Source organism: Helicobacter monodelphidis, assembly GCF_003288845.1.
Taxonomy (GTDB): domain Bacteria; phylum Campylobacterota; class Campylobacteria; order Campylobacterales; family Helicobacteraceae; genus NHYN01.
The window spans coordinates 1-12,395 of the sequence record NZ_NHYN01000014.1; the positions used below are offsets into that span (position 1 = coordinate 1).

Consider the following 12,395-nt stretch of genomic DNA (forward strand, 5'->3'; position numbering starts at 1 on the left):
ACTTTCAGCAAAACCATTACCTAAAGATTCTTTGATTGGAAATCTACAAGAAGAACACGAAGAAAATCAAAAACCCTTTAAACCTATTCAAGGAGAAAGCGATAATACAGAAACCTATCAAGATGAATTTAAAAAAACATTCTTTGAACGTTTCTTAAAAGTAGAACAAGAAAAGGGTAATGACATTACAGAAATCTTGGAACAACTTTCTAAAATAGGGTATAAGTTTTCTGGGTAATTCTATAGAAAAGTAAAATGTTTACCTTGATTTATCTCATAAATTTTTTTAAAGATTTATCCTGCAATAAATACACAGATGAGCATAGAAATCTCAAGCCATATGCTAAAGTATTCTATGTGTGAATGTTTTGTATTTATGATGAAGCGGTATGTGGGCAGAAAAAACGTGGATTTTTCATTTGGGCTATCAATAAAATTACCGCAGGAATCGCCATTGCAAGACATAGAATTTGCCCCATAGAAAATTGCACAAATAAGAAACCGATATGTGAATCTGGCTCACGAAAAAATTCCGCACAAAATCGTGCTAAAGAATAAGCAATCATATATAGACTTCCAATTTGTCCACAAAAAGGAATATTCTGCTTGAGCCTATAGCGGTAAAAAGCATATACAATAATAAAAACAAGCGGACCTTCTAAAACTGCCTCATAGAGCTGACTCGGATGTCTGAGTACACCATTCACATAAATCCCCCAACTTACATCTGTTTCTCGTCCAACTAATTCTTGGTTTAAAAAATTTCCAATTCTGCCAAAAACATATCCAACAGGCACACTCAAGCCTACCAAATCCATAATTTTCCAAAAATGAACACCGCGTTTGCGGTGAAATCTTACAAACAGGATAGAGCTAAGCAATGCACCCACTAAAGCACCATGAAAACTCATTCCGCGAATTCCAACAAATTCACCATTCATAAAGGGGTTAAACATTTGCCATGGTGCACTGAGGTAATAGACTAAACTTCCTTCTTCATAGGGGATAATGTAAATTAAAATATAACCAATTCTAGCACCTAAAATAACCCCAATCTCAATCCAGAAAAAATAACTCATCAGCAATTCTTTATCTAAAGAAAAGCGCAAATCTCTAACATTAGCAAGTGTGTTGAGAGCCTTTTTTTCCTGAATAACAAAATGATAGGCAATATATAAAGCACTAAGGAGTGCAGTGATATAGGCAAGAGCATACCAATGAATCTTGAAGCCAAAGAACTCAAATGCAACGGGATTAAATGTGCTATAAATTTGCGACCATTCCATCAATAATCCTCAGGATTCATTAAGGTAACATTAAAAGTGCCTAAAAGTTGTACATCGCGTAAATAGATACCTAATTTTAAACTCATAATATCCATAACAATATTTATTTTTTGCTGGTTGTGGATTTTAATAAGAAAACCAATGATTGATGGGCTAATTTCGTGTGCATCTAAGATATTAAAATGGATTGTTTCTCCATTTTGTAATTGAATTTCCCGTATTAATTTTTTGAAAGTAAGGTAATCCTCTTCCGTATCCATGCTACCCTTAATATCAAAAGAACGTTCTTCTAATTTAATAATTTTCATAAGAATTCCTTTAAGAAACTACGATTTGAAACGCGATAATTCTGTATCCAATTTTTGACTTCTTGTTAATATTTCATGTGAAATTTCGTCAATACGTTTGCTAACTTCTTTGGTTTGCATAGAGAGATCCACAATTTGCTGAATGGATTGGACAAGTTTCTGCGTTTTTTCTTCCGCTTCATCACTTTTTTGTTCTGAATTCATTGAAATTTGTAAGCTGGAATGTAACCTATCCCGCGTTTGTGAAGTGCTTTCAATTAAATTATTTGCTTGGGCTAGAATCTGAATACTATTAGTTGAAGTTTGTGTAATGACTTCATTTACCTCCTTGACACTTTGTGCAATAACGCCAATATTTGATCGAATTTCGCCCAAACTTTTTTGTGTTCGTTCTGAAAGTTTCCTTACTTCATCAGCTACTACTGCAAAGCCTCTCCCGTGTTCTCCAGCTCTAGCAGCTTCAATTGTCGCATTCAAAGCAAGCAAATCGGTCTGTTCTGCCACTTCAGCAATAACACTTAGAACTTCACCTACCTGAGCGGCGTGATTTGAAAGCATTTGGAATTTTTCTAAAAGCTCCTTTTGACGTTCATTGTCGTCTGAAATTAACCGGACAACATCACCAAGCTGAGTGCTAAATTCCTCAAGATTCATACATACTTTATTAATATCATCAGAGGTGCTTTCTGCAGATTGTGCGACAGAATGCAAGTGTTCATTAATATCCCTTGTAAATGCGTAAATGGATTCGATATATTCCTCTTCTTTATTAGCAGATTGTGTGAGAATTTCTGCTTCCTCTTTGAGTTTTTCGCTTTCTGCAACACTGCTTTTAGAGCTGTGTTTAGCAATGGATATTGCACCTTGAATTTTTTCTATGAAAGCATTAATAAGCATAGAAGCTGTGCCAACTTCATCTTCTGTTTTAATTTTTAATCGTTTTGTTAAATCACCATCACCAGTGGTAAGGTCTTTTGCCATCGTTATAAGATGTGTTAATGGAGTGATTAATTCACGCGTGAAAAATATCCAAAGCCCAAGTATGCCCATCAAAACAACTAAAACCATTGCTACTCCAATTGATGTTTTTGTTGTCGCAATTTTTTCATGTGTTTCTTTGAGTGAAAATTCTAAATCCATTACCCCTAAAACCTCTCCTTGTGTGCTGTTTGCGTGACAAAGTAGGCATGTCTCATCAGCCTTTAGAGGTTTCAGGAGACGTAAGCTATCTGTATTGCTTGTGGGGAATTGTATTTGTTCTTCTCCTTTTTTGAATATTTCTAAGATTTCATTATCTTTTGTCATTGTAATTTTCATACCAAACAAATCAATCACGCTTTGTGATTGATACAAATCAAGTCGTGTAACACCATTAATTTTCTTTGCTTCCTCTATTGTGTTATCAATGACTTCTCTTTCACCAATATTCATACTTAAACGTAAGGTTTGAAAAATAGAGCTACTCAACATATGAAGAGAGTTTGTTGCATTATTAACCGCCATTTTCTCATAATCATGGGCTAAAAATGTGTAGAGACTAACAGAGCCAGTGGTGAAAAAAACTAGAAGTGTGATTAATACTTTTGCACGAAACGATTTTAAGAATCTTATGTCCATAACCCCATCTCTCTTTAGTTTTTTAAATTATACATATTTTGCCCTAAATAAATCAAGGGCAATGAGTCTACTTAAAAGAATCTAGCTTTGTTGAAAGATTAGAAGCACCATTGAGAACATCGATTGAAATGTGATTAACTTCTGATGCAAATTGTTGCAAATTGTCTGCAATTTCTGTAACTTTTTGGATATTACTTCCTAATTCTTCCATCTTTTCTTGTGCTTCAGTGCTTTTTTCTTCCATTGTTTCTGTGGATTGAATACCAATTTGTAGTTTTTCGATAGAAGTAACCATCTCTTCTTGCAAAATATTAGCTTTTTGGGTTGTTTCCCCCATTGAAGTGTGAATGCCATGCATTAAAGAAAGATTATTGTTGATTTGTTGTGTGATGGTTGAAACGGTGTGGTTAATATCTGTAAGCGAAGTTGTTGTTTTTTCTGCTAGTTTGCGAATTTCATCAGCTACCACTGCAAAGCCTCTCCCGTGTTCTCCAGCTCTAGCAGCTTCAATAGCGGCGTTTAAAGCAAGTAGGTTTGTTTGGTCTGCAATATCTTTGATGGTGGTTGTAACAAGGATAATGCTATCAGCACTTTGGGTAAGGAGATCCATATTTTGCATAATTGTTTCTTCTTTTTCCTTGTTTTCTGTAATGAGCTGGATTAATTCTTGTAAAGTCATTTTAACTTTATTCATTGTTTCCTCTGTTCCATGCATATCGATAATGGTTTGGTGAGCAAGATTTTGCGTTAGGTCGATATGTTCGTCAAGAATCTTGCTAATTGCACTCATATTATTAATTTGATGATATTGCAAGGAGGCAGATTCTTTGAGCGTATTTGCATTTTGTTGGAGCTTTTGGGAGTTGCTATGGCTTGCTTCAGCTGTTGAAATTGCTTCCATAATGGATTGTTCCACAATTTCAATAAAGCGGTTAATATAGTGTGCACTTTGTCCTAATTCACTTTTTGGGCTAATATTAAGTCTTGCGTGTAGATTGGCATTCTTACCAGCAAGATTTGCACTGAGATGTTCTAATTCTGTAATAGGGATAATGACCTTTTTAAGCGTTATGAAGATAAATGAAACTAAGGCAACAAGGCTAAAAATAAAAACACTAATCGCAAGAAAAAAGCTATTGCGACTATCAAGAGAAATTTGTTCCCTTTTCTCAAGGGAAAAACGTCTAATCTCTTGAGAGAGCGTTTTTTTCAAGAAAAGGTTTGAGTTGAGTTGTAATTGATTTGCTTGAAAAATCATCATATTAAAGTGTGTAAGAAATAAATCTACAAGTTGTGTATCTAGAACATCTTTATTTACTGCGATAATCTGGATAAATTTTTGAAGTCGGCTTTGGGTTGATTCTTCTAAAATATCTTCTGTTGCAATAATTGAAAGAATTGTATTGCTTGCTTCAATACCCGCCAAAGATTGGGGCGTTAAAACTTTATTGCGTAAAGAATCTGCAAGAGATTGATGAATTTTATACAAATAAAGTTTTGAATTCATTGCAATTGCATTTGCTGATTTAAAACGTTCTAGCTCATAAGACTTTTGATGATAGATTGATTCAATGCTTTCTATATCTGTGCCTAAACTTTTTAGGGTATCAAGTGTTTCTTGGAATTTATGGCTAGCTTCAACGCTGGCATCAAAGTTAATGAAAGTGAGGCGATTTTTAAAAAATTCATCTAATCGTGTATCTAAAGTTTCTAAATATTGCAAGTTCTGTAAGACTTTAATGTTTCTGTCTGAAGCAATATAGGTGTTTAGGACAAAAAATACAAGGGATAAAACGAGGAGTAAAACAAGAATGGAGAGACCGATAAATTGTTTAAAAAATGAGAATCTTTTTTTATTGGTGAAGGGCATCTTTGTATTCTCCTGTCAGTGATTGTAAGAAGGCGACTAAATCATTGATTTCATCAGTCTCTAAAATTGTTCCTAATTGATAGAGAGCCATTAATTGGATTGTAGTTTCTAAATTAATGACACTTCCATCGTGGAAATAGGGTGCAGTTTTATCTATATTGCGTAAGCTAGGCACTTTAAAGAAATATTTGTCCTCTTCTTTTTTTGTAACATCATAACGTCCTAATTGTGGGGTATTGTAAGGCGTAAAAATACCCACTTTTTGATACATATTTCCCCCGATACCAATACCATGATGACAAGAAATGCAACCATTTGCCTTAAAAGACTCATAGCCACGTTTTGCTGATTCAGAGATAGCGTTTTGATCGCCTTTTAGGTAACGATCAAAAGGAGAATTTGGTGTTAATAGTGTCTTTTCAAATTCGGCAATGGCATCAGCAATAGTCTCCAAACTAACTTCCCCTTTGTAAAGTTTTTCAAATTCTTCCATATAAGCTTCATCGCTTTGCACGACAGCAATAGCCTCCTCTTCACTAAAAGCCATTTCCTTAGGGTTTGTGATAGGCCCCTTTGCTTGCTCTTTGAGACTATTTGCACGTCCATCCCAGAATTGAGAGAGATTAAAGACGGCATTAAAGGAAGTAGGGGTATTAAAAGGGTCGTCAACAATACCATTCACACCTAATGAAATGGCTTTATTGTCAACGCCATAAGTTGCGAGATTATGACAAGTTGCACAAGCTACCTTTCCATCTTTAGAAAGTCTTGCATCAAGGTAAAGTTTTTTTCCTAGCAATGCTTTTTCTTTCTCATAATGGATAGAATCTGGAATAGGAATAATCATTTCTACCGCAAAAATTGGAATTAAAAAAACACACACTATTATCATAATCCTCATTCAACCACTCCCATTTTTGCTTTTAATTTGTTTTGTAACTATAGTTAAAATTTACTTAAGCTTTGTTAAAGCCATATTTATTTATGTAATATTTTTGTATAGATAAAATCTAACTAAGCTGTGTTATAATTATTGTCAGATATTAAAGTAGGGTGATACAAATTCTTTTTAGATTTTAACTCTTTGCTTTATAGAAGGATGCCGATGAGAGATGAGCTGTTTAAGCAAACAGATATGAAAACCTTTTGTTTTGATGAGCGCGTGAGTGCTGTTTTTGATGATATGGCTGAACGGTCTATTCCTTACTACCATACGACATTAGAATTAATCAGTGAATTTAGCTTAGGATTCTTATCTAAAACTCAAGGGCGTTGTTATGATTTAGGGAGTTCCACAGGCAATATGCTGATTGAAATTGCCCTAAAAACGCAAAATCAACATTATGAGGAACTTCAACTCATTGGGATTGATAATTCAATCGCGATGATTGAACGAGCAAAGTTAAAATCTGCTGCGATTGGCGTTCATGTAGAATTTATTTTGAGCGATATTGTCGATGCAGAATTCTTGGAGGCAGATTTATTTCTTTGTCATTATACTTTGCAATTTATCAATCCCTCTAAGCGATTAATTTTGTTACAAAGGATATTTGATCACTTAAAAACAGGGGGGGCTTTGATTATGAGTGAAAAAATTTATTCAAATCATTCTTTCTTAAATCAAAAGATGATTCAGCAATACTATCGCTTTAAAGAGTCTCAAGGCTATTCTTTGGGGGAAATTGCTAAAAAACGGGAGGCTTTAGAAAATGTCTTAATCCCAAACACACATGAACAAAATATAGAATTGTTAAAAATTGCTGGTTTTCAACATATTGAGAATTTATTTTTATGGTTGAACTTCGAAACTCTTATTGCCATTAAGTTATAAAAAGGAGGGATTATGCAAACAAGTATAGAAATTCTAAGGAATTTGGTGCGTAAAAAAAGTATCACGCCTGATGAAGCTGGGATTTATGATTATATCAAAAGTCTTTTGCCTCATTTCAAGCATCATCATATCAATAAAGAGGGTGTTCAGAATCTTTATAGTTGTTATGATGGTGGAGGCGATGTACATCTATGTTTTGCTGGGCATATTGATGTTGTGAATGAGGGAAGTGGTTGGAGTGTTGATCCTTTTTTGGCTGAACAGAAAGATGGATATATTTATGGACGTGGAACACAAGATATGAAAAGTGGCGTGGCGGCGTTTGTATCTGTGTTGCAAAATGAAGAATTTTTGCGTGATTTCAAGGGTAAAATCAGTATGATTTTGACGAGTGATGAAGAAGGGGATGCTGTTTATGGCACGCAAGAGGTTTTAAAATATTTGAAGATACGCAACGAATTGCCACATTATGCGGTTGTTGCTGAACCAACGGCAGAAAAATGGGTAGGTGATACGATTAAAGTTGGTCGACGTGGTTCTATTAATGGGACATTGGTCATACATGGTATTCAAGGGCATGTTGCATATCCTGGTAAGTGTGATAATCCTGTAGAAAGAATCGCACCCGTCCTTTCTCAAATTGCCGGTTTTAATTTAGATTCTGGAGATGAACATTTTGAGCCTTCAAAGATTGTTGTGACAGATATACGAGGTGGATTAGAGGTTGTCAATGTGACACCAAGTGAACTGAAAGTGATGTTTAATGTGAGAAATTCTACAAAAAGTAATAAGGAAAGTTTGCAAAAACATTTGGAAACAATTCTTGCAGGAATTCCGCACAAACTGACATTAAAGGCAAGCTCTTTTGCATTCTTAACACAAAATGACTCAGAAATTATCCAAACGCTTAAAGAAGTATTGGAAAAGAAATACCAAAAATCTCCCATACTTTCTACAGGTGGTGGAACAAGTGATGCAAAGTATTTTGCGGCTTTTGGTGTGAGTGTTGTTGAATGTGGTGTGTGCAATGACCGCATTCACGCTGTTGATGAGCGAGTAAGCGAAAAGGAAGTTTTGGAGCTAGAAGAGATTTTTTATGCCCTTATTCAGAGAATGGGAGAAAAATAATGTTATGTGTTTTTGATTGCGAGAGTATTCCTGATACGCAGTTATTGCGTAAAATTTATGGCTATGAGGGCGATGATTTAGAGATTTGTGAGCAGGCTTTTAAGGCACAAGAAGAGTTGAGCGGTAGCAGTTTTCTGCCTCATGCTTTTCATAAAATTATCAGTATAGCAGCTTTAATCGCCGATGAATCTGGCAATATGATTAAAATAGGTTGCTTTGAGGAGGGTGGCGGTGAAAAGGCGATTTTAAGCAGTTTTTTGCAGTACCTAAATACGAAGCAACCGCGCTTAGTAAGTTTTAATGGGAGAGGTTTTGATATTCCAACTATCTTATTACGTGCCATGCAATACAATTTGAATGCAGAAGCTTATTTTGAAACAACGAATCCTACCCTTAAGAAAGATAAATGGGAAAATTATCGTCAACGTTATAGCGAACGATTTCATCTTGATTTATTTGATGTTTTAGGGCATTATGGTGCAGCAACAAAAGGATTAAGACTAAATGTTTTAGCTAATATGTGTGGTTTACCCGGAAAATACGATATTTATGGTGACGAAGTCTATCGGCTTTATTTTGAGAATCAACAAGAAAGAATTGATACTTACTGCCAAAGCGATGTTTTAAATACTTATTGGGTTTATCTGAAATATCAGCTTTTAAGTGGGGTGATTCAACTCTCACATTATCGAAAATGTCTTGAAAGTATGGGTGAAAAAATTCCGCAAGATAAAGAATATGCGGATATTTTCTTGGAAGCAATTCAGGCTGAAATTCAAGCTATATAGGAGATTGAATGCTATCAAAAGAGATTGCAACTTTTAAAGATTTGCGTTACGAAGTGCGTGCGTACGCTTGTTTTTTATTTAACCGTAATATCAAAAATCATCTTCCTACCATTGAGTTAAGTAAGGTTTATGAGGGATTGCAAAAAATTTCACGCGAGATTGGGGATATTGATGCTGCCTACATTCTTGATTCACACGGAACACAGGTAATTGAAACTATCACTAAACATTCTGAAAGTAGTTCTGCAAAAGGAAAAAACTTTAACCATCGTGCATATTTTTATCGTGCTGTTGAAGAAAGAAAATGTATTTTGACTGACCCTTATCCTACACGTAATGACGGCGAACTTGTTGTTACAGCGGCATATCCGATTTATGATGAGCATAAGGAGCTTAAATTTGTCGCTTGCATGGATTTTGAGCTTAGCCACGCGATTTCATTAACACAATCTACAACGCTTTCAAAAGGTTTTGGTGGATTCTCGCAGTTAACCTATTTTACGCTTTCTATAATGTTGATGATTGTTGTTTGTTTGTTGTTTTTAAAAGGGGCAGAAAGTATTTACCATGCACTTGTAAATTTTCAAACATTGGATTCAAAGGAGATTTTTCAAGCCACTATTCTTCTTACTCTTTCTTTGGCAATCTTTGATTTAGTAAAGACAATTTTTGAGCAAGAGGTTTTAGGACGTGGCATTGGGGAAGAGCGCAAAATGGTGCATCAAACGATGATTCGCTTTTTGGGTTCTATTATTATTGCCCTTGCGATTGAAGCTTTAATGCTTGTATTTAAATTTACGATGACAGAACCTGATAAGATTATTTATGCAATTTATTTGATTGGTGGCGTCGCTTTGCTTTTGATAGGGCTTGCCGTTTATATTTATTTTACACATAGGATAAAGGAAGAATGAAGCAAGATATTGCGATTATTGATTATGGTGTAGGTAATTATGCAAGCATATTCAATGCTTTGCAGAAAATAGGTGCAAATCCTGTGTTTGTGAAGAATCCTCAAGAATTAAAAAATTTTAGGAAGATTCTTTTGCCAGGCGTTGGAGCATTTGGGCAAGCAATGGAGTCGTTAAAGAAAAATGACATGCATTTAGCCATTCGTGAATATGCAGATAATGCGGAAAAACAGGGCTGTTTTTTGTTGGGTATTTGTTTGGGTATGCAACTTCTTTTTGAAAAAAGCTATGAATTTGGAGTATTTGATGGGCTTGGACTGATTCAAGGGGAAGTACTTCCTTTTGATGTTGAATCTTTTTCGATCTCTCAAAAAGTGCCACATATCGGTTGGAATTCACTAAAGATTCAGCAACAAGATACGCTCTTTGACTCTTTGAAGGATGCAGAATTTTTGTATTTTGTGCATAGCTATCATGTTGTGCCAAGTGATAATCACACAATTTTGGCAACGACGAATTATGGATATGAGTTTGTGAGTATAGTTAGATATGGACATCTTTATGGGATTCAGCCTCACCCAGAAAAAAGTCATAATGTTGGTTTAAGAGTATTAGAAAATTTTTGTAAGAAGGAAGCAAAATGAGTTTTGAAGTAATTCCAGCAATTGATATTAAGCAAGGTGAGGTTGTTAGGTTGACAAAGGGTGTAATGGAGAGTGCAAAAATTTATGACACAAATCCATGTGAGGTGGCAAAACATTTTGAGGAGATAGGTGCAGAATGGGTGCATATTGTCGATTTGGATGGTGCAATTGTCGGAAAGCCTGTTAATTTAGAAATTGTGCAAGAGATTCGCAAGCAAACACACTTAAAAATTGAAGTGGGTGGTGGAATTCGTAATGAAGAAGGCATTAAACGTTATATTGATGCTGGAATAGATAGAATCATTTTAGGGTCAGTTGCGATGCGTGATCCATTATTTACAATTTCTATGGCAGAGAAATATCCCATTGTTGTAGGTATTGATGCAAAGAATGGTTTTGTAAGTGTGAGTGGTTGGGTAGAGCAGGGCAAAATGCAAGCTGCAGAATTAGCTGCTGTTTTTAAAGATGTGCAATTAGAGGCAGTTATTTGCACAGATATTGGACAAGATGGCACATTAAGTGGCATTAATCGCGTTTTTAGTGAGGAAATTGCTAAAGCGAGTGGTCACCGTGTATTTGCAAGCGGAGGATTGGCAAATGAGGGCGAAATTGAAGATATTATGCGGTCTGGTTTGCTTTCTGGAGTCATCGTTGGTAAGGCATTTTACGAAGGTAAAGTAAATTTAGAACAGGTTTTTAAGAAAATTAATAGAATTTCTGATAAAATACGCGAATAAAAAACAAAAATGCTGAAATATTTCGAAATAAAGGAGTCCTGTGAAGCTAGTTGTGGTTGATGATAGTTCAACAATGAGAAGAATTATAAAAAATACCCTTGCAAGATTGGGTTACAATGATGTATTGGAAGGGGAGAATGGTGTAGAAGGCTGGGAGAAGATGGATGGGAATCCTGATGTGAAGGTCTTAATTACGGATTGGAATATGCCGGAAATGAATGGATTGGAGCTTGTTAAAAAAGTGCGTGCCGATTCTCGTTTTGTTGATATTCCTATTATTATGGTCACAACAGAAGGGGGTAAGGCAGAGGTGATTACTGCCCTCAAGGCGGGCGTTAATAATTATATCGTGAAACCTTTTACCCCACAAGTTCTTAAAGAAAAACTTGAGGCCGTACTAGGTGTGAATGAGGGTTAATTGTTTGAAAGAATTCTATTACAAACTTCTTGTTATTCCCTCTTCTGTGGCAGAATTGTTTGCTGATTTTCTTTTAGAATATACGGGTGAGGCGATTGAGGAGATTTGTTATGAACAAAAGGAAGCTTTTGTTGTTTATAGTGAAAATAACTTACAACCCCTTATTGATGCATTGCAGGAGTTTGTACAAAGGCTGAATGCTATGGGCTGTCATGAGGAGGAGGTTACTTGCCGATATTTGCTTTCTTCTGAAAAACAGCAGGATTGGATTTCTCAGTATCAACAGGGGGTTTCTCCTGTTGAGTGTGGAGATTTTTATGTTCGTCCCTCTTGGTATCCGCCCCATTCTTGCTCCTTAGATGAGATTGTTATTGACCCTGCTTTAGCTTTTGGCTCGGGACATCATGAGACGACATCTTCGTGCTTAGAGATTTTGAGTGAATGCGATTTGGAGAATCGAACAATCCTTGATGTAGGGTGTGGGAGTGGGATTTTGTCTATTGCTGCCATGAAAAAAGGGGCGATTGTCAGTGCATGCGATACAGATATGCTTGCCTACGAGGAGAGTCAGAAGAATTTTCAGATAAACAATGTAAAAGCTCAAGAACTTTGGCATGGTTCTTTGAATGATTCTAAAGTAATTTATGATTTTATTTTGGCAAACCTTGTTTCAACCGTTATTATTGCCTTAGCTTTAGAATTTAAAAAGCATACAAAAAAAGGATCGAAACTTTTACTTTCAGGTATTTTAGGTAATGCTAGGACGAATGTCTTAGAATGTTTTAGAGATTTTAGTATTCAGAAAGAATTAGTAAAGCAAGAATGGTTAACGCTTTTGCTTTGCAAGAATTAAAGGA

General features: G+C 35.4%; 13 protein-coding genes and 1 pseudogene. 9 read left to right on the forward strand and 5 right to left on the reverse strand.

Annotated elements, in window-relative coordinates; all coding sequences use genetic code 11:
* Window positions 1-238: pseudogene (locus CCZ01_RS10405) on the forward strand (hypothetical protein); the annotation flags it as partial.
* Between the two features lie 136 nt (window positions 239-374).
* Here the strand turns inward: CCZ01_RS10405 and lgt are convergent.
* From lgt to CCZ01_RS06670, 5 genes are all read right to left on the reverse strand, one after another.
* Window positions 375-1,286, reverse strand: coding sequence for a prolipoprotein diacylglyceryl transferase (lgt, locus tag CCZ01_RS06650; RefSeq protein WP_112052443.1), 912 nt, complete (start codon window positions 1,284-1,286; stop codon window positions 375-377).
* Window positions 1,286-1,594, reverse strand: a complete 309-nt coding sequence (locus CCZ01_RS06655) for a hypothetical protein (RefSeq protein ID WP_112052444.1) — start codon at window positions 1,592-1,594, stop codon at window positions 1,286-1,288. The genes lgt and CCZ01_RS06655 overlap by 1 nt, the downstream gene beginning before the upstream one ends.
* A gap of 18 nt (window positions 1,595-1,612) precedes the next feature.
* The gene (locus CCZ01_RS06660; protein ID WP_112052445.1) at window positions 1,613-3,211 is read right to left on the reverse strand and encodes a methyl-accepting chemotaxis protein; all 1,599 of its coding nucleotides are present in this window, start codon (window positions 3,209-3,211) and stop codon (window positions 1,613-1,615) included.
* A gap of 67 nt (window positions 3,212-3,278) precedes the next feature.
* Window positions 3,279-5,081 carry a methyl-accepting chemotaxis protein gene (locus CCZ01_RS10755; protein WP_112052446.1) on the reverse strand — a complete coding sequence of 601 codons (1,803 nt, stop codon included), beginning with the start codon at window positions 5,079-5,081 and terminating at the stop codon, window positions 3,279-3,281.
* Window positions 5,065-5,982, reverse strand: coding sequence for a cytochrome-c peroxidase (locus tag CCZ01_RS06670; protein WP_112052447.1), 918 nt, complete (start codon window positions 5,980-5,982; stop codon window positions 5,065-5,067). Before CCZ01_RS06670 ends, CCZ01_RS10755 begins: the two co-directional genes overlap by 17 nt.
* A 204-nt stretch (window positions 5,983-6,186) precedes the next feature.
* Here CCZ01_RS06670 and cmoA point away from each other — a divergent pair, with 204 nt between their 5' ends.
* Genes cmoA through CCZ01_RS06710 form a run of 8 tightly spaced genes read left to right on the forward strand, consistent with a single transcriptional unit; the run spans window position 6,187 to window position 12,391 of the window.
* Complete coding sequence (gene cmoA / locus CCZ01_RS06675) at window positions 6,187-6,912, forward strand: carboxy-S-adenosyl-L-methionine synthase CmoA (RefSeq protein ID WP_112052448.1); 726 nt, start codon at window positions 6,187-6,189, stop codon at window positions 6,910-6,912.
* Between the two features lie 12 nt (window positions 6,913-6,924).
* The gene (dapE, locus tag CCZ01_RS06680; protein WP_112052449.1) at window positions 6,925-8,040 is read left to right on the forward strand and encodes a succinyl-diaminopimelate desuccinylase; all 1,116 of its coding nucleotides are present in this window, start codon (window positions 6,925-6,927) and stop codon (window positions 8,038-8,040) included.
* Entirely contained in the window at window positions 8,040-8,828 is a 789-nt protein-coding gene (locus tag CCZ01_RS06685) for a 3'-5' exonuclease (RefSeq protein WP_112052450.1), read from the forward strand. Before dapE ends, CCZ01_RS06685 begins: the two co-directional genes overlap by 1 nt.
* Before the next feature lie 8 nt (window positions 8,829-8,836).
* On the forward strand, window positions 8,837-9,742 hold the full coding sequence (locus tag CCZ01_RS06690; RefSeq protein WP_112052451.1) for a PDC sensor domain-containing protein: 906 nt from the start codon (window positions 8,837-8,839) through the stop codon (window positions 9,740-9,742).
* Window positions 9,739-10,383, forward strand: a complete 645-nt coding sequence (gene hisH / locus CCZ01_RS06695) for an imidazole glycerol phosphate synthase subunit HisH (RefSeq protein WP_112052452.1) — start codon at window positions 9,739-9,741, stop codon at window positions 10,381-10,383. Before CCZ01_RS06690 ends, hisH begins: the two co-directional genes overlap by 4 nt.
* Window positions 10,380-11,120 carry a 1-(5-phosphoribosyl)-5-[(5-phosphoribosylamino)methylideneamino]imidazole-4-carboxamide isomerase gene (gene hisA / locus CCZ01_RS06700; protein WP_112052453.1) on the forward strand — a complete coding sequence of 247 codons (741 nt, stop codon included), beginning with the start codon at window positions 10,380-10,382 and terminating at the stop codon, window positions 11,118-11,120. Before hisH ends, hisA begins: the two co-directional genes overlap by 4 nt.
* 40 nt (window positions 11,121-11,160) lie before the next feature.
* Window positions 11,161-11,538, forward strand: a complete 378-nt coding sequence (locus tag CCZ01_RS06705) for a chemotaxis response regulator CheY (RefSeq protein WP_112052454.1) — start codon at window positions 11,161-11,163, stop codon at window positions 11,536-11,538.
* A complete protein-coding gene (locus CCZ01_RS06710; protein WP_112052455.1) occupies window positions 11,528-12,391 on the forward strand; it encodes a 50S ribosomal protein L11 methyltransferase in 864 nt (287 codons plus the stop codon). The genes CCZ01_RS06705 and CCZ01_RS06710 overlap by 11 nt, the downstream gene beginning before the upstream one ends.
* Window positions 12,392-12,395 lie beyond the last annotated feature (4 nt).